Below are 18,044 nucleotides of genomic sequence, written 5' to 3' on the forward strand. Positions count from 1 at the left end.
TGGCAGCATCGTGCGTCTCCATGCCCGCAAGACGACGCCGCCGATGGGCAACCGCAGCCCTTGCGAAGATTATTTCTGCGCGTGTGCCGTCGCGCGCTGTGGATGCCGCGAACCGGCGGCGTCCAAGGACCATGACCTATCCCGGCATACCCGCAGTCACGGCGCCTCCTCATGAAGCCGGGCACGCCTCGACAATTCAGATCAGGCCGATCACGGCGCGCACGGGCTGGGCGTCACGCGCGCTGACCCCCTTGTTGTCGGCGGCGATCCTGGTCGCGGCCTTGTGGCAATTGCGCCACCTCGACGTCCGTGCGGTGATCGCGATGGTCCCGCCGTCACCCTGGTTCTGGCTGCTGTTCGCAGCAGGCTACCTCGCCTTGCCGGTCAGCGAATGGATCATCTATCGGCGGTTGTGGGGGTTGCCGGCGCGCGGCTTCCTGGCGCTGCTACGCAAGCGGGTCAGCAACGAGATCGTCGCGGGATACTCCGGCGAGCTCTATTTTTACGCCTGGGCGCGCAAGCACGCGACGCTGGTCGGCAGCCCGTTCGCAGCGATCAAGGACGTTTCGATCCTGTCCGCAGTGGTCGCCAATGTCTGCACGCTCACGCTGGCGGTCGTCAGCTGGCAGTCGCTCGCGGCGCTGCATCTCGGCAGCGACGCAAGGATGATGGTCGCATCGGCCGCGTGCATCGCGGTGCCGTCGTTGATCGCGTTGGTGCTGCGCAAGCGCCTGTTCTCGCTGGCCCGACCGGAACTGACGCGGATCGCGATCGTCCACCTGCTCCGCATCGTCGCGACGACGATGCTGTCCGCGGCCTTGTGGGCGGTGGCGCTGCCCGCCGCGCCGCTGGCGTGGTGGCTGGTGCTCGCGACGCTGCGGCTGTTGGTGTCGCGGCTGCCGCTGTTGCCGAACAAGGACATCGTGTTCGCCGGGGTCGTCGCCTTCGCGCTCGGCACGGCGTTCCACGTCGCCGCGCTGCTGACCATGATCGCCGCGCTCTGGCTGCTTACCCACCTGCTGCTCGGCGCGGTGCTGACCGCGGTCGAACTGCTGAACCCGGAGCCGCTGCGATGATCCTCACCCTGGTCGCGCTCGCTGCGGAGGTGATGCCGTCGACGCCCGCCCTCGGCACCGAAGCGGCGCGGTGTCGGCCGCACGAGCCGGGCCCGGCGGTGCTCGTCACCGTCGACGGACTGAAAGACCGTAAGGGCAGATTGCGGGCGGAAATCTACCCCGCGGTCGATGGCGACTTTCTGGCGGACGACAATGTGCTGGTGTCGCAAGGCAAGACGTTCCGCCGTGCGGTGATCCCCGTCCCCCCTTCCGGCGCAGCGCAGCTCTGCCTTCGCGTGCCGCGCCCTGGCACCTACGCGCTCAGCGTCGTCCACGCCCGCAGCGGCGCGAACGGCTTCAGCCTGCTCCACGACGGCATCGCCTTCGCCGGCAACCCGCGGCTGGGTCATTCCAAGCCCGACGTCGCGCAGGCGCGGATCGTGGCACATGCCGGGATCACGCCGACGACGGTGGTGATGAACTATCGCAGCGGACTCTTCTCCTTCGCCCCGATCAAGCGCTGAACAGGAAAGGACCGGACCCATGTCTCTGCACGTATCCAAACTGGTCGTCGCCGCAGCAATAGTCGCGATCGCCGCACCCGCTCCGATCCTTGCCGCCGACCGATTGGCGGCGACGGTGTCGGTGATGACCTATAACGTTCACGGCCTGCCGTGGCCGGTCGCCGAGGATCGCTCGGCCTCGCTGTCGGCGATCGCCATGCAGCTGCGTACGATGCGAAGCGAAGGGCGGCAGCCCGGGATCGTGGCGCTGCAGGAGGCGTTCGTGCCCGATGCCAAGGCGATCGGCGCGGAGGCGGGCTATCGCTACGTCGCCTTCGGCGCGCCTGCCGACGATGCGGCGACCGCCTCGACTGTCGACGACCGCCGCTTCGTGTCCGCCGGCAGCATGTTGCACGGCGAACGCGTCGGCAAGCATGTCGGAAGTGGCTTGGCGATCTTCTCCGACTACCCGATCCTCACGGTGCGGCGGATCAGCTATCCGGTGTGTGCGGGCTATGACTGCCTGGCCAACAAGGGGGCGATGGCGGCGCTGATCGCGGTTCCGGGGGTCTCGCGCCCGGTGATGATGGTCGACACCCACCTCAATTCCAACGGTGCGACGGGCGTGTCGGAGCCGCGCGCCCTCTACGCCTACAAGCGCCAGATCGATTCGCTGAGTGGTTTCGTGAGTTCGCTATCGAGTTCGGGCAGCACGATGCTCGTCGCGGGCGATTTCAACGTCGGCAAGGACGCCCAGCGCCGCGCCTATTTCGCGCAACACATGTTCGGCGGATCGCTGGCGCTGACCGCGGGGGGAGCACAATGCCTCGCTTCACGCACCTGCCGGGTGACGCAGAAGGCCGACGTCGCGGTATCCACCAGCCGCGCGAAGGACTGGCTGATGTACCGCTCGGCGGCACGCTCCTCGACCCGCCCCCTGACCCTCGGCGCGCCGTTCGGCCACGATGCCGCCAATGCAATGCTATCGGACCATGTCGGCGTGATGATCCGATACGAGCTCGATCGATCCACCGCACGCGATTTGAAGTGGCGCACCCGGTTGGCCGACGCCGGCGTGCCGGGTCGCTCCTAGACCGGCGCCAACCGCCACCTCCGAACGGGACCGACAAGGGTCATCGCGCGTTTACGGCCATGCTCGAACACAAGGAATCTCCCATGCGTCGCATCTTCACCCTTTCCGCCGCTGCTCTCGCCCTCGCGGCAGCGTCCCCGGTCGTTGCGAAGGGATGCATCCGCGGCGCTGTCGCCGGCGCGGTTGCCGGGCACTATGTCGGCCGGGGCCACGCCGTACTCGGCGCAACCGCCGGCTGCGTCGCCACGCACCATTACTACGCGAAAAAGGCCCGCGCGCGACCGGCCCACCGTTGATCGACTAGCGAGGGCGCCGGTGTCGCGGCGCGCCTTCTTACGATTCGCGGCCTGATACCCTCCGCAAAATTCAGCTTCACGCAGAATCGAAGCACCATAGCTTTCTATGCGTTTCGCCGAAGCCGCGTCGAATTATCGTTGAGCCGGCAATTTTAAACCCGCTTCGAGCGCGAAACCCACATCGAACCCTTGGATTTCGTCGCGCTTCCATCGGCGCGGCGCACACGAGCATGTCCGCTATGTAACGAGCCACTCCCGTCGGTCGGCGGCGTATCGCTCGTTGCACCCGCCTATGACGGGCCGCTCAGGTCGATCGAAGGATTGCCGCTTCGCCAGGAACTCGCCCGATCCGTGTGCCAGACGGCCGGGACGCCGCTCGCGTCGATATAGCGCTCCGGTGAAGCGCCCCCAAGCGGACCCGCACCGCCCCCGGCGCAACGAGGTGGGTGCGCCTGCGCCGGCAGGTCGAGCACGCCGGATCCGCACGGACCCGCCTTGCCCGGGCGGAGCCGCTGCCGCATGCAAACGGCGGCGGTCATGTGATGGAGCGATGGCGTTGGTCGACAAGAGCTGGGGCGTCTCCTCGTCGCCGACCTTTCGTGTGCGCAGCAACGCGAGCCCGGACGATCGGGCCGCGGAGAGGGCGAAGGCGCGCGCCGCGAGAGCCGACGCGACGACGCAGCGCCTGGAGGCCCGTGCCGCGAGCCGCGATGCCGAGACCGCAACGCGCGAGCAGGCGCGGATCGATCGTCGTGCGGAGGAGGAGCAGCGCGCCGCCGCCGATCCGCACGCCGCGGCGGCCAGTCGGCATCGTTCGTCCGGGCGCAAGGACGTCGTGCGGGAGCAGCGCGATACCCGGGCGTATACCACGCTGGTCGATGCGGACCGGATCCGCGAGCTGGCGCGGCGCGGCGCGTCCTTGACCGGGTTGGCGGGGGCGTTCGGCGTAACCGTCGCCGATGTTCAAGCGATCCTGGATGCCACGCGGTAGGCGATCGCCCACGACGCCGTGCGTCCGTCCTCGCCTTGCCGCGGTTCATCCCGGCCGGCTGTGAGGCGCAGCCCACAAGAAGAAGGCGACCGCTCTCGCGATCGCCTTCCGTCCTGCATCGGGTTTTCCGCTCAGGTCGCGATGTTCGAGGTCACCGGCTTGGCGGTCACGTCGAAGCGGTCGGCGTCCATCACCTTCACCCAGGCCTTGACGAAGTCCTTCACGAACTTCTCCTCGTTGCCGTTCTCGGCATAGACCTCGGCGGTCGCGCGCAGCTGCGAGTTCGACCCGAAGACCAGGTCCGTCCGCGTCGCCCGCCACTTCTCGCCCTTGCCGCCGCGATCGTGGCCGACGAATTCCTCGTCGCTCGACATGTCGACGAGCTGCCAGAAGGTCTCGTTGTCGAGCAGGTTGACGAAGAAGTCGTTGGTGAGCTGGCCCTTGCGGTCGGTCAGCACGCCCTCGGGCTTGTCGCCGTGGTTGGCGCCGAGCACGCGGAGACCGCCGAGAAGGACAGTCATCTCCGGTGCCGACAGGCCGAGCAGCGACGCCTTGTCGAGCAACAGCTCCTCGGTCTTCACGGCCTGCCGCGAATGCAGGTAGTTCCGGAAGCCATCAGCCTTCGGTTCCATCCACGCGAAGCTGTCGACCTCGGTCCAATCCTGCGTCGCGTCGCCGCGACCGCCGGTGAACGGCACCGTCACCGCATGGCCCGCATCCTTCGCCGCCTTCTCGATCGCGACCGAGCCGGCCAGGACGATCGCGTCGGCCAGCGACATCGCGCCGCGCAGCTCGTCGAGCTTGGCGAGCACCGTCGCGAGCTCTTCGGGCTCGTTGACCGCCCAGCTCCGCTGCGGCTCCAGCGCGATACGCGCGCCGTTGGCACCACCGCGATGGTCAGACTTGCGGTAGCTCGAGGCGGACGCCCAGGCGGTCTTGACGAGCTGGCCGACGCTCAGGCCCGACGCCAGCACCTTTTCACCGAACGCAGCGACATCGGCGTCGCTGGGCGCGGTGCCTGCGGGCACCGGATCCTGCCAGATCAGCGTCTCATCCGGCACCTCCGGCCCGAGATACCGGACCTTCGGACCCATGTCGCGATGGGTCAGCTTGAACCAGGCGCGCGCGAAGGCGTCGTCGAGCGCCGCCTGATCGTCGCGGAAGCGCTCGGAGATCGCGCGGAACTCCGGGTCGAGCTTCAGCGCCATGTCGGCGGTCGTCATGATCGTCGGCACGCGCTTGCTGGGGTCGCGCGCGTCGGGCGCCATGTCCTCCCATTCGGGATTGACCGGCGTCCACTGCTTCGCACCCGCCGGGCTCTCGGTCAGCACATAGTCATACTTGAACAGCAGGCGGAAATAGTCGCCGGTCCACTGCGTCGGGTTGTTCGACCACGATCCTTCGATGCCCGACGTCGTGATGTGACCCTTGCCGATCTCGTCGCTGTCGGTGAGCCAGCCGAGGCCCTGCATGTGCACGGATTCGGAGGCGGGCTCCTTGCCGAAATTGTCGGCAGGCTTCGCGCCGTGAGTCTTGCCGAATGCGTGACCGCCGGCGGTGAGCGCGACCGTTTCCTCCGAATTCATCGCCATCCGCGAGAAGGTGGCGCGCATGTCGCGGGCCGAGCCGAGCGGATCGGGATTGCCGCCGGGGCCTTCGGGATTGACGTAGATCAGGCCCATCGAGTCGGCAGCCAGCGGCCCCTCCAGGTCGAGCTGCTCGTCGGGACGGATGCGGGTCTTGTGGTCGGCGTGTCCGATCCACTGCTCCTCGGCACCCCAATAGGTGTCGCCCTCGGACTGATAGACGTCCTTGCGGCCGCCGGCGAAGCCGAAGGTCGGGCCACCCATGCTCTCGATGGCGACGTTGCCCGCGAGGATGAAGAGGTCGGCCCAGCTGATGTGCTTGCCGTATTTCTGCTTGAGCGGCCACAGCAGGCGACGCGCCTTGTCGAGGTTGCCGTTGTCCGGCCAGCTGTTGAGCGGCTCGAAGCGCTGCTGGCCCGACGAGGCGCCGCCGCGGCCGTCGGTGACGCGGTAGGTGCCCGCGGCATGCCACGCCATCCGGATCATGAACGGGCCGTAGTGACCATAGTCGGCAGGCCACCACGGCTTGCTGTCGGTCATCAGGGCGGTGAGATCCGCCTTCAGCGCGGCGTAGTCCAGCGCCTTGAATGCGTCCGCATAGTCGTAATCCTCGCCCATTGGATCGGGCGACACGCCATGCTGGTGAAGCATCTCGACCGGCAGCGCGTCCGGCCACCAATCCTTGTTGGAGCGACCGAGCAGCGACCGGACCTTGCCCTCACCGCCGCCGCCATGGCCCATCGGACAGCGCTCGCTGGGATCTTCGTCAGCCATTTTCATACTCCTTGGATCAGTCCACGCCTGTTTAACCGCAGGGTGAAATTGATCCAATGAATTGAACCAATTTCTGCTATCGCTTCAGCTTATGAAGCCGCTGCCCTCGCTCAAACAGCTGTCCTATCTTCTGGCGCTTCACGAACAAGGCCATTTCGGGCGCGCCGCCGCCGCGTGCTTCGTGTCGCAATCCGCCCTATCGGTCGGCATCGCCGAGCTTGAACGCCTGCTGGAGGCAAGCCTGGTCGAGCGCTCCAAGCGTCACGTCCGCTTCACCCCGCGCGGCGAGGAGATCGTCATCCGGGCCCGCCAGATGATGCGCGCCGCCGAGGACCTGCACCTGGCGGCACAGCGCTCCTACGAACCGCTGGTCGGGCCGCTCCGGATGGCGGCGATCCCGACGATCGCGCCGTTCCTGCTTTCCAGCATCCTGCCCGCGCTCGCGCGCGATTGGCCGCGGCTGCAGCTGTATGTCCGCGAGATGGTGACGGGCGTCGCCTGCGAAGCGATGGAGCGGGGCGCGATCGATTGCGTGCTGCTCGCCCTGCCGGTCGAGTGCGGCGACGTCGAAAGCGTCGACCTCGCGATCGACCCGCTGATCCTCGTCGCAGCGAAGGGGCAGGACGTGTCGGCCTCGCCATTGTGCGACGCCGATAGCGACCGGCTGCTTCTGCTCGAGGACGGGCATTGTCTGAAGGAGCACGCGCTGGCGGCGTGCAGCCGCAGCGTTGCGGAGATCGAGAGCCCGCTGGTCGCCTCGACGCTCCACACGCTCGTCCAGCTGGTGGACGCGGGGCTCGGCTACACGCTGCTCCCGCAGATGGCGATCGACGCCGGCATTCTAGCCGGCACGCGGGTCGAGGCGCGCCCGGCGCAGAGCCTCGACGCGAGGCGCAACATCGCCCTGGTCTGGCGCCACCGCCATCCCCGCGCGGGCGATTTCAGGATGCTCGGGGAGACGATCAGGCGAGCCGTGGGCGGCGAGGCGGGTAGCTCGGCTGGTGAGAGCGACCCGGCGTGAGAGATCGATCTCGGAGCGCCAATCTTTTCGACTTACCGCCGGCTGTGTGCGGCTTCCAGCGAGCGACGATCGATGCGACAGGACCGTCCGCAACTACACGGCCTCTCGATGTAGCGCGCGAAACTTGCTAGTCTCACCATAATAGGGTGGGCAACGATATGCGCGTGCCGTTCAATGCAATCCAGGCAGCTATACTCAAGGCGTTGATAGAGGCGCTTTTTCACGGCGTCGACATGAAGATTACGTCGGCACAGGTCGTCGCTAACCTTCAGCATCAATTTGGCATGGTCGACGGTGGCAAGCCCAGGGAGCTTGGTCTAACGCTCTACGTCGTCTGCCTGTTCATGGGCGGCCCCCTGTTCCTGGTGATGAGTCCGGCCTGGCGTGCGCGGCGGGTGGCGAGGCGTCTGCAGCGATCGAACAACAACTTGATGCAGGATCTCGCTCGGATCCGCGGCGTCGTCTACGCCGGCTATTACGGGCATTGGATCGGTGCCGCCGAAGCCGATAACGATGCCAATCCGGTGCTGAACGCGATCGGCTTCGAGCTGCCTCATCAGCGCATTCGGGGGCCGAACGAGGTGCCGATCCGGCTGTTTTCCGGACGAGAGCTGGCGCATGAAGATGTGCTCGACCCCAGCGAGGCGCCGGCCTCGGCGGGCGTTATCGTCATCGGCTCGGGCGCGGGCGGGGCGGTGGCGGCGGCCAATCTGTCGCGCGATCACGACGTGCTGGTGATCGAGGCCGGCGCGCACTTCCCGTCGACCGCGATCACCCACGAGGAACGTCGGATGACCGCCCGGCTGTTCGTCGATGGCGGCATCCAGACCAGCCGCGATCACGACATCGTCGTGTTCCAGGGGCGGTGCGTCGGCGGCTCCACGACGATCAACAACGGCATCGCGCTGCGGGTGCGGCAGGACGGACTCACCCACCCCGATGCGAACGACGTGTTCGACACCTGGGCGGCGCTCGGTGCGGCGGTGGACCGGCCACGCTTCGACGCCGCTTACGATGCCGTCGAGGCGAGGCTGGGCATCGAACGCATCGATCCCAAGAGCGGCCGCAACAACGGCACGCACCTGCTGAACGGCTGGGCCAGCTACGCCGCGGGCAGCGGCGATCCGCGCGACGCCGCGACGCCGGCGCTGTGGTTCAGCAAGAACTACGGCCCTCGCAGCCAGCAGGCGGACTGCGCCTATTGCGGCTACTGCAACACCGGCTGCCCCTATGGCCGCAAACAGGGCATGGCGCAGTCGTTCCTGATCGATGCCCGCAAGCGCAAGGCGCGCATCCTCGCGTCGACCCGGGTCGCGCGCATCGTCTGGGGCGCGCCGGCATTGGACGGTCGCCGGGTCGCGACCGGCGTCGAGGTGGTCCTGCCGGACGGTAGCCGTCGCACGATCGCGGCCACCGAAGGAGTCGTCGTCGCAGCAGGAACGATCGCGTCGAGCAACATCCTCCACGACAGCGGCATCGCCGACACCGGTCGCGGCATCTCGCTCAACATCGCCTGCCCGGTAGTCGCACTGATGCCCCGTGTGATGCGCGCCTGGGACGAGGACCAGATGGCGACCTATGTCGATCGCGGCGACTTCCTGCTCGAATCGCACTTCCAGCCGCCGATGAGCATGTCGACGCTAATGCCCGGATGGTTCGGCGAACATGCGGCGCGGATGGTCGACTACAACCGTCTGGCGTCCGCAGGCATCCTGTTCCCGGCGGATCGGCAGGGCAGGCTGATCGGCGGCAAGCTGCACTTCAAGCTGCGCGACGATGTCGAGCTGCCGCTGCTGCGCCGCGCCTTGGCGACGCTGGCGCGGGTGCATTTCGCGGGCGGCGCGCTCGAGGTCTATCCGGCCCTGGCAAGAGGCGCGACGCTCCGTCGTGACGACGACATCGATGCATTCTTCGCCGCCGGGATCGGGGAAGCCGACGACGTCACGCTCTCGAGCTCGCATCCCCAGGGCGGCAATCCCCGCAACGCCGATCCCCGCTCCGGAGTCGTCGACCTGGACTGCCGGGTCCACGGCACCACCAACGTGCTGGTCACCGATGCCAGTACCTTCAGCAGCTGCATCCGCGTCAACGCCCAGCTGACAACGATGGCGATGGCGCATTATGCGACGGCGGCGAACCCGTTTCCGACGTGACGATCGGGCTCGCTCGGCAACGCGTCCCGCGCTAAGCCCAGGGCATGTCGAAGTATTTGCCCCTCCTGCTCCTATCCACCGCCGCCGGCGCGTCCGCCGAGACGATCCCGCCCGGCAGATGGGACGTCACGTCGACGGTGGTCGAGCTCTCGCTGCCCGGCGTGCCCGGCTTCATCCAGCGCATGATCAAGGGCAAGTCGAAGGCGGAGCGCAAGCTCGTGTCGTCGGGGCAGGGGATCGACGCGCTGATCGCGCCGGATCCCAAGGCGCGCTGCACGGTGGAGACGCAGCAGACCTCCGCCGGCCGCTACGCGCAGGCGCTCAGCTGCCCGCAAAAGGGCGGTACGCCGATCCGCGTACTCCGGTCGGGCACCTATGACGCCGCCGGTTTCCGCGGCGAGGCGACGGTCAGCGGCAGCACGCCCAAAGGCCCCATGCGCATGGTCCTGCGCCAACAGGCAGCCCGGATCGGCGACTAGCTCGGCTGTTCGCGCAAGCGTTGATCGAACGACTTTGGTGCTTGGCGGCTGCGCGCGCCGAGCGCGCCCAAGCGATCCCGGATGTCGCTTCCATCCTATCGCTGCCGTCCTCGCCATGAGATGGTGGGACGGGTCGCAATGGACAGCTTGAGCCAAGGTCTCGGGCATGAACATTGGGAATTGATCATGGACAAGCTGAATCGTGCCGCTCTTCCGGCCATGCTTTGCCTCGCCTGCGCCTGGGCGCCGCCTGCGACCGCCGCGGTCGCCGTTACCGACGATCCGGTATTGTACTGGAACCAGCTGATGCTGGACACGGTGCCCGGATCGGGAGCGATCCGCACCTACGCGATGATGAACATCGCGATGTACGATTCGATCAACGCGACGCTTGGCTATCGCAATGCGCCCTACCTCGGCGGCGTGGCCAATTCCGGTGGCATCGGCGGGGTCGCCGCGGTCCAGGCCGCGCACGACATCCTGGCGAGTACAAATCCGGGTGCGATCGCGCAATATGACGCCGCGCTCGGCGCGAGCCTGGCGCAGTTCGCCGACGGCGCGGGCAAGACCAACGGCATCGCCACCGGCCAGGCCTATGCCGCCGCCATGCTGGTCAACCGCGCCAACGACGGCGCGTTCGCCAGCGTCGCCTATACGCCGTCGGGGCTGCCCGGTGGCTATGCGCTCACGCCGCCCGGCTTCGGGGCACCGCTCTTTCCGCAATGGGGCGACGTCACCCCGTTCTTGGTGAACAGCCCGGAACAGTTCCGCGCGCCGCCGCCGCCCGAGCTCACCTCGGTCGCCTATGCCGATGCACTGAACGAGGTGAAGGAGATCGGCTCGGTCGACAGCGTCACCCGCACCGCGGACCAGACCGCCGCGGCAAAGTTCTGGTCCACCGCCAACGGCGCCACCTATATGCGGTTGGGGCTGGAGATCACCGCCGATGAGGGCCTGTCGACCTTCGAGAATGCCCGCCTCTTCGCGCTGCTCGGCACCGGCATCGCCGACACGCTCATCACCTTGTGGGACACCAAATACCATTACGACCTGTGGCGCCCGGTGACCGCGATCCAGAATGCCGATCTAGACGGCAATGCGCTTACCGACGCCGATGCGGACTGGCAGTCGCTGATCGCGGCACCCGCGCATCCGTCCTATGTCTCGGCGCATTCGGCGCTGGGCGCGATGGTCACGGGCATCCTGCTCGACAACATCGACGATCAGGCGTTCTGCTCCACGATCGGGGCGAACACCCGCTGCTGGTCGAGCCTCGACGCGATCTCGGTCGACGGATCGAGCAGCAGGCTGTGGGGCGGCATCCATTTCGGCTTCGATCGTGATGCAGGACTGGCGATGGGCGCACAGATCGCCGCCTGGGAAGTCAGCCGCGCCACCTTCAACGCGGTCCCGGAACCGGCGACCTGGCAACTGATGATGATCGGTGCCGGGTTGATCGGATGGACGCTGCGACGGCGGGGCAAGGCGATCGCGGATGTGCGCGCTTGAGGCGAACCGCCGCTGACCGGCCAGCCCACACCTTCTATTTCGCCGCCACCGCCGCTGCATCCAGTCGGTCGGCATAGGCGTTCAACACCGCCGCGGTTCGCGTCACATAGGTCGTCGCGTCGGCGAACCGGCGCTGCTCGATCGCCTCGCGGACGCCGGGGAGCGTCTTGGCGCCGTAACCGGTGAGCGTGCCCGGCGCGTAGACGAGGTTGCGGAACCAGGGCCGGCCGGGGAGCCCTGCCGGGTCGATCAGCAGCTGGTCGATGCTGCGAAGCAGCGCCAGCATTCGCGCCTGGGCCGCCGGCGTCAGCGTCGCCATCCGCTCGACCGCCGCGTCGGCGTCGTGCGCCGAGCGACCCAGCCGATCGGCGGCGTCTTCCAGTGCCAGCATGTCGATCAGCGGCGTCACGCCCCGGTTCGCGGGGGCGATCGTCGGATCGTCCGGGTTGGAGGCGAGCTTGAAGACGTCCTCACGGGTCAGGTCTCGCAGCGCGCGATCCTTCTCGCGCTGGTCCGCCGCCAGCTTCTTCACCTCGCCGACATAGCGCGACACGGTCGTCGCGAAGTCGCCGTAGCGCGCGGGCACGCGCGGCCCGTCGGCGGCGCGCAGCACCAGTCGCCCGACCATCTTCGACAGCACCGCGCCATAGACCAGACCGGGATCGTCGAACTTGGTCACATGATAGAAGCTGTCGTAGATCGAATGGTACGATCCGCCACCACCGCCCTCGCCGCCGAAGCCGATGTCGAGCGACGGGATGCCGAGATGCTGGAGGAACGCCGAATAATCGGAGCCGGAGCCCAGCGCACCGATCGGCATGTCGCCGCCGGCACGGGCGGCCGCCAGCGCGATCGCGTCGTCGTCGCGCCGGCTCGTATCGCCGTAACCGCTCGCACGGACATTGGCCTGCGCCCGGTCGAGCACGCTCACCGATGTCTGCGGATCGGTGACGTCGCGGGCGGCGGCGTTGACGAAATGCTGCAGGTCGTGACTGCCCTCGGCGTAGAGGAAGCCGCGGCCGTTGCCGTCGGTATTGATGTAGAGCACCGCCTTGCGCGCGAGTTCCGCGGCATGCGCCTCGACCCATTCGGTCGAGCCGAGCAGACCCGGCTCCTCGCCGTCCCAGCTCGCGTAGACGATCGTGCGATCGGGTCGCCAGCCGGTCTTCGCCAGCGCACCGATCGCCTTGGCCTCGCTCATCAACGCGACCTGCCCGGTCAGCGGATCGCTGGCGCCGAACACCCAGCCGTCATGGTGGTTGCCGCGTACCACCCATTCTTCCGGGCGGGTCTTGCCCGGCATCACCGCGATCACGTCGTACAGGGTCTTCAGCGACCAATCCGATTTTACCGCGAGGTGCACCTTCACCGCGTCGGTGCCGCCCCAGTGATACGCCAGCGCGAGTCCGCCCCGCGCGCGACCTTCGATCACCGGGCCCTCGAGCCGGCTCATGATCTTGGTGGCATCGCCATAGGAGATCGGCAGCGCCGGGATCTTCAGGATCGTCGGCGCGGTCGCCCGGGTCAGCCGCTTGGCACCGGCGGTCGCACCGACGCCGGGGGTCAGCGGATCGCCCGGATATTGGGTCATGTCCTGCACCGAGCCTCGCTGGACACCGCCTGCTGGCCGCCCGCCACCACGCGGGAACGGATCGCGCTCGCCATAGCCGTCATCGGCGGGATCGGAGTAGATCAGGCATCCGGCGGCGCCATGTTCCTGCGCCAGCTTGGGCTTCAGCCCGCGCCACCCGCCGCCATAGCGCGCGAGCACGATCTTGCCCTTCACGCTGATGCCCCGTGCGGCCAGCGCATCGTAATCGTCGGGCATGCCGTAGTTCACATAGACAACGGGTGCGGTGACGTCGCCGTCGCCCTGATAGGCGACATAGGGGGGCAGCGCGCCCTGCAGGTTTGCCGAGCTCGGATCCTCCGCCACCGCGGGTTCCTGGCCCCCCAGCGTCGTGCGCTCGGGCGCGACCAGCTCGAGCGTCGTGCTGATCGGGGTCGGGTAGAGCACCTGGAAGGTCTCGATCCGTGCGTCCCAGCCCCATTCCTTGAACAAGGCCAGCTGCATTTCGGCGTTGGCGCGATTGTGCGGGCTGCCGACATGGTTGGGCGCGGAACTCATGTCTCGTAGCCAGGCGAGCTGATCGGCGCTGCTGATCTGCGCATCGAACGTTCGCTCGATCTGCTTCCCGTCGTCCGCCGCGGAGGCGACCTGCGCGATGCCCGCCGCCGGGAGGGATAGGAGCGATACCGTGGCGAACAGGCGTGCGATCATGGTCATGAAGATCTCCGTTCCGGGCGTCTATAGGTCATCGCCTAATCGCCCGATGGCGCCGCGGTCGTCGCCGCCGGGGTCGACGCCACATTGCCTGCCCTGACCTGCGCGGTCGAGGATGCGAGCGCGCCGCCGACCGGTTCGGCCCGCCCGCCGAGGCAGGTCGCGAGGAAGTTCTCGGCGACCGCGTTGAACGCGATGTTGTTGGCGGGCCGGGCGAAGCCATGGCCTTCGTCGGGGAAGACGATGTAGGTCACGGGGATGTTCTTGGCCTTCATGGCCGCGACGATCTGATCGCTTTCGGCGACGTTGACGCGCGGATCGTTGGCGCCCTGGCCGATCAGCAGCGGCTTCTTGATCGCCTCTGCATAGGTCAGCGGGCTGCGTTCCTTCAGCAGCGCCTGTCCCGCCGAGGTGCCGGGATCGCCCATCCGCCGGTACATCTGTTGCTTGCCGGCTTCCCAATAGGGCGGGATCGTCTTGAGGAGCGTGAACAGATTGGACGGGCCGACGATGTCGACGCCGCACGCGAAGGCGTCGGGCGTCATCGTCAGCCCCGCGAGCGTCGCGTAGCCGCCGTAGCTGCCGCCCATGATCGCGACCTTGTCCTTGGTGGTGACACCGCGCTTCACCGCCCAGTCGACCGCGTCGAGCAGGTCGTCATGCATCTTGCGGCCCCATTGCTGATCGCCGGCCTGGACGAACTTTTTCCCGAACCCGGTCGAACTGCGATAATTGACCGACAGCACCGCATAGCCGCGATTGGCGAGCCACTGGTGATAGCCGTTGAAGCCATAGCCGTCGCGCGCCCATGGCCCGCCGTGAACCAGCAGCACCATCGGCACGGGCCCGGTCGCGCCCTTCGGGCGGGTGAGGTAGCTGACCATCGACAGCCCGTCGCGGGTCGGGATGTCGATCGATTCCATCGCGACCAGCGGCGCGCCGACGAGCTCGGGTCGCGGCGTGTAGAGCTCGGTCAGCTTCTTGGCGCGACGATCGTAGAGCCAGGTGGAAGACGGCGCGGTGACGGGATCGAACATCACCAGCCATTTGTCGTCGGCGTCGGTGCGGCTGCCGACGTAGAACTGGCCCTTCTCCTGCGCCTTCAGGAACGCGAGATCGGCTTTGACCGCATCGCCGACCGGCACATATTCGTTGCGGTGGAAATAGACCGAATAGGCCTCGACCTGCCCCGTCTTCGGATTGGTCAGGCCATTGTCGACATCGGCCCGGTCGCTGGTGCCGATCGTCGTGAAATTGCCCGTCGCGATGTCCTGGGCGAGCAGCGCGCGGGTGTCGCGGCCGCGCGCATCGGTCCAGTAGAGCGTCTTGCCGTCCTGGGTGAAGCCGAGCGGCGCGGTCGAGTCGGCATCCTCATAGTCGACCGCGACGAAGGGCTTCGCCTCCACCTTGTTGTCGACGACGCGGTAATAATCGACGCCGCTATCGGGACGCGTCTTGACTGCGATGCGCAGCTTCAACTGGTCGTCGGTGACGAACCCTGCATAGCCGTCGTTTTGAAAGACCGGCGTGAGCGCGCCGGTGGCGAGGTTCAGTTCCTGCACGTCGTGCCAGCGCGGATCGCGATTGTTGACGCCGACGAGGATGCGATCCTTGATCGTGTCGGAGGTGCCGACCACCTGCACCCGGGTCTTCTCGAACGGGGTAAGCGCCTTCTGCGTGGTCGTCGCCAGATCAACGCCGTAGAGCAGGAAATTCTCGTCACCGCCCTTGTCGTTGACGAACAGGATCTGTTTGGAATCGGGTGCCCAGAAATAGGAGCGGATCGGGCGAGTCTTTTCCGCGGTCAGCGGACGCGCCTGGCCGGGGTCGTCGACGGGAGCGACCCACACGTTGAGCACGCCGTCGCGCGGCGCGATGAAGGCGAGCCACTTGCCGTCCGGCGACAATTGCCCGGCGGTCTTGGTCGGGTTGCCGAACAGCTTGGTACGTTCGATCAGCGGCACGCCCGTCATCTGGGCCGAAGCGCTCACCGTCATCATTGCTGCTCCCGTCGCGATCGCCATCCAGATTGCTCTATGCATCGTCTCACCCCTGGCTGCTGTGTTAGCAGTACAGCACGCTTGGAAGCGGGCGACAAGCGCGACCTTCGCCTGACGGGTCTCAGCCGCTCTCCCAGCGGAGCGCATCGATCAAGGCGCGCAGCGCGGGGCTGACGCGGCGATCGGGATAGTAGAGCTGGCAGCCGGGATAGGGCGTGCAGAACGCGGCCAACACCTGCACCAGCGTGCCCGCCGCGAGCTCGTCCGCGACGTCGTGTTCCATCATATAGCCGAGCCCGGCGCCCGCCCGCGTCGCCGCGGCCGCCAGCACTTCGTCGGTGACGATCAGCTGGCCCGGCACCTTCATCCGGGTCTCGCGCCCGTCGACGCTGAATTCCCAGGGCAGCAACCCGCCGCCGCCGAGCAGGCGGTAGTTGACGCAGCGATGGTCGGCGAGGTCGTCCGGCGTCTGCGGCAGACTGCGGCCGGCGAAATAGCTTGGCGTCCCGACCACCACGGTGCGCAGCGGCGGCCCGACCGGAACCACGACCATGTCGCGTTGCACGGTCTCGCCCAGCCGTATCCCTGCGTCGAACCCACCCGCGACGAGGTCGATCAGCCGGTCCTCGACGATCACCTCGACCGACACGTCGGGATGATCGAGCAGGAAGCGCGGCAGACGGGGCGCGAGGATGGTGCGGGCGGCATAGCCGAAGGTCGTGAGCCGCACCGTGCCCGACGGCGCATCGCGCCAGTCGGCGAGCGCGGCGAGCCCGTGGGCGACGCCGGCCAGCGCCGGTTCGATCGACCGAAGCAGCAGGTCGCCCGCAGGCGTCGGCGCGACCGAACGCGTCGTCCGCGCCAGCAGGCGCACGCCGAGCCGCGTCTCCAGCGCCTTCATCGCATGGCTTAGTGCAGAAGGCGAAAGCCCGAGTTCCGCCGCTGCCCGGGTGAAGCTGCGCGCCCGTGCGACGGTCGCGAACGCCGCCAGATCGTCGAGGTCGCCACGCCGCATTGATGCATGATGCTCACAAGCCCTTGCCGCGTGCAACCGCTAATCGCCGGCCTCTGTCGCGCCTATCTCAGCAATGAACGAGGAGACGCAGACCATGGATTTGACCCATTATCGCACGCTCGGCCGCTCCGGGCTAGTCGTGAGCCCCCTGGCGCTCGGCACCATGACCTTCGGCGCAGGTCGCTGGGGCGCGGACGAGCCGACCGCCCGCCGCATCTTCGACGCCTATGTCGATGCCGGCGGCAATTTCCTCGACACCGCCGACGTCTATTCCGGCGGCGAGAGCGAGGCGATGCTCGGCCGCTTCCTGCGCGACCGCGGCAATCGCGACCGGATGGTCGTTGCGACCAAGTCGGGCTTTCCACGCACCCGGGGCAATCCACTGGCCGGCGGCAATTCGGCGCGCAACATCCGCGATGGGCTGGACGGCTCGCTGCGGCGGCTCGGCACCGGCCGTATCGACCTGTACTGGACCCATGTCTGGGATCGCACCACCCCGCCCGAGGAGGTGCTTCGCGCGCTGACCGATGCCGTCCGGCGCGGCGACATCCTCTATTACGGCTTCTCCAACGCACCCGCATGGTACACCGCGCAGATCGCGACGCTGGCGCGCGCGCATGGACTGCCCGAGCCGATCGGCCTGCAATACAGCTATTCGCTGATCGACCGCGGCGTCGAACTCGACATCCTGCCCGCCGGACAGGCGCTCGGCATGGGCCTGATGGCGTGGAGCCCGCTCGGCTTCGGTATGCTCACGGGCAAGTACGGCCGCGAGAAGCTCGCCGACTTCGGCCCTGCCGGCAGCGTGCCGAACAAGGCGGGCGACACCGCGGCCGACGGCAGTGACGGTCGCCTGAACGGCGACAATCCCTATGGCGGCATGTTGTTCACGGAAGCCAATTTCCGCATCGTCGACGAACTGCGCATTGTCTCGGCGGAGCTCGGCCGCCCGATGGCGCAGGCCGCGCTAGCCTGGGCGGCGTCCCGGCCGGGTGTGTCCTCGGTCCTGATGGGCGCGAGCCGGCCCGAGCAGGTAACCGAAAACGCGGCGTCGCTCGACATCGTCCTGTCACCCGATCAGCAGGCCCGGCTCGACGCGGCGGGAGCGCTGCCGACGCTCAATCCGTATTTCATCTTCCAGATGCCTAGGGAACAGATCTTCGGTGGCGGCCAGATCCGGCAATGGGCGTAAACCTGAATAGTCCCTGCGATTGACTCGGGGCACTTCGATGATATCGTATGCTTAAGGAACTTGAGTTCCACCCCGGGTCGCCCCGCAAGCATT

The 18,044-nt window shown here is 67.6% G+C and carries 14 protein-coding genes; 10 read left to right on the forward strand and 4 right to left on the reverse strand.

Annotation, left to right across the window (positions count from 1 at the left end; genetic code table 11):
• Nucleotides 1-131 precede the first annotated feature (131 nt).
• The 5 genes from ACT009_RS15180 to ACT009_RS15200 all read left to right on the forward strand — a co-directional run bounded on the left by ACT009_RS15180 (nucleotide 132) and on the right by ACT009_RS15200 (nucleotide 3,938).
• Entirely contained in the window at nucleotides 132-1,076 is a 945-nt protein-coding gene (locus ACT009_RS15180) for a hypothetical protein (RefSeq protein WP_445191897.1), read from the forward strand.
• Nucleotides 1,073-1,579: a DUF2141 domain-containing protein gene (locus tag ACT009_RS15185; protein WP_445191898.1), complete on the forward strand. Its 507-nt coding sequence runs from the start codon at nucleotides 1,073-1,075 to the stop codon at nucleotides 1,577-1,579. Before ACT009_RS15180 ends, ACT009_RS15185 begins: the two co-directional genes overlap by 4 nt.
• 19 nt (nucleotides 1,580-1,598) lie before the next feature.
• Entirely contained in the window at nucleotides 1,599-2,651 is a 1,053-nt protein-coding gene (locus ACT009_RS15190) for an endonuclease/exonuclease/phosphatase family protein (RefSeq protein ID WP_445191899.1), read from the forward strand.
• Between the two features lie 83 nt (nucleotides 2,652-2,734).
• On the forward strand, nucleotides 2,735-2,947 hold the full coding sequence (locus ACT009_RS15195; protein ID WP_445191900.1) for a hypothetical protein: 213 nt from the start codon (nucleotides 2,735-2,737) through the stop codon (nucleotides 2,945-2,947).
• A gap of 556 nt (nucleotides 2,948-3,503) precedes the next feature.
• The gene (locus tag ACT009_RS15200) at nucleotides 3,504-3,938 is read left to right on the forward strand and encodes a hypothetical protein (protein WP_445191901.1); all 435 of its coding nucleotides are present in this window, start codon (nucleotides 3,504-3,506) and stop codon (nucleotides 3,936-3,938) included.
• 131 nt (nucleotides 3,939-4,069) lie between these two features.
• Here ACT009_RS15200 and katG read toward each other — a convergent pair whose 3' ends face one another.
• Nucleotides 4,070-6,298, reverse strand: coding sequence for a catalase/peroxidase HPI (katG, locus tag ACT009_RS15205; RefSeq protein ID WP_445191902.1), 2,229 nt, complete (start codon nucleotides 6,296-6,298; stop codon nucleotides 4,070-4,072).
• A gap of 91 nt (nucleotides 6,299-6,389) precedes the next feature.
• Here katG and ACT009_RS15210 point away from each other — a divergent pair, with 91 nt between their 5' ends.
• The 4 genes from ACT009_RS15210 (at nucleotide 6,390) to ACT009_RS15225 (ending at nucleotide 11,460) form a co-directional block, all read left to right on the forward strand.
• The gene (locus tag ACT009_RS15210) at nucleotides 6,390-7,319 is read left to right on the forward strand and encodes a hydrogen peroxide-inducible genes activator (RefSeq protein ID WP_445191903.1); all 930 of its coding nucleotides are present in this window, start codon (nucleotides 6,390-6,392) and stop codon (nucleotides 7,317-7,319) included.
• A gap of 233 nt (nucleotides 7,320-7,552) precedes the next feature.
• Nucleotides 7,553-9,472 (forward strand): GMC family oxidoreductase N-terminal domain-containing protein, encoded by a 1,920-nt coding sequence (locus tag ACT009_RS15215; protein ID WP_445191904.1) that lies wholly within the window; start codon nucleotides 7,553-7,555, stop codon nucleotides 9,470-9,472.
• Nucleotides 9,473-9,516: 44 nt separating this feature from the next.
• Nucleotides 9,517-9,951 carry a DUF3617 domain-containing protein gene (locus tag ACT009_RS15220; RefSeq protein ID WP_445191905.1) on the forward strand — a complete coding sequence of 145 codons (435 nt, stop codon included), beginning with the start codon at nucleotides 9,517-9,519 and terminating at the stop codon, nucleotides 9,949-9,951.
• A 186-nt stretch (nucleotides 9,952-10,137) separates the two neighbouring features.
• Nucleotides 10,138-11,460, forward strand: a complete 1,323-nt coding sequence (locus tag ACT009_RS15225; protein ID WP_445191906.1) for a PEP-CTERM sorting domain-containing protein — start codon at nucleotides 10,138-10,140, stop codon at nucleotides 11,458-11,460.
• A gap of 34 nt (nucleotides 11,461-11,494) precedes the next feature.
• Here the strand turns inward: ACT009_RS15225 and ACT009_RS15230 are convergent, their stop codons facing one another.
• The 3 genes from ACT009_RS15230 to ACT009_RS15240 form a co-directional block, all read right to left on the reverse strand.
• Nucleotides 11,495-13,747, reverse strand: a complete 2,253-nt coding sequence (locus tag ACT009_RS15230; protein ID WP_445191907.1) for a transferrin receptor-like dimerization domain-containing protein — start codon at nucleotides 13,745-13,747, stop codon at nucleotides 11,495-11,497.
• A gap of 35 nt (nucleotides 13,748-13,782) precedes the next feature.
• Complete coding sequence (locus ACT009_RS15235; RefSeq protein ID WP_445191908.1) at nucleotides 13,783-15,786, reverse strand: S9 family peptidase; 2,004 nt, start codon at nucleotides 15,784-15,786, stop codon at nucleotides 13,783-13,785.
• Nucleotides 15,787-15,865: 79 nt separating this feature from the next.
• Nucleotides 15,866-16,759, reverse strand: coding sequence for a LysR family transcriptional regulator (locus tag ACT009_RS15240; RefSeq protein ID WP_445191909.1), 894 nt, complete (start codon nucleotides 16,757-16,759; stop codon nucleotides 15,866-15,868).
• A gap of 73 nt (nucleotides 16,760-16,832) precedes the next feature.
• Between ACT009_RS15240 and ACT009_RS15245 the strand changes: the two genes are divergently transcribed.
• Nucleotides 16,833-17,951: an aldo/keto reductase gene (locus ACT009_RS15245; RefSeq protein WP_445191910.1), complete on the forward strand. Its 1,119-nt coding sequence runs from the start codon at nucleotides 16,833-16,835 to the stop codon at nucleotides 17,949-17,951.
• Nucleotides 17,952-18,044 lie beyond the last annotated feature (93 nt).

The organism is Sphingomonas sp. Tas61C01 (assembly GCF_052567495.1).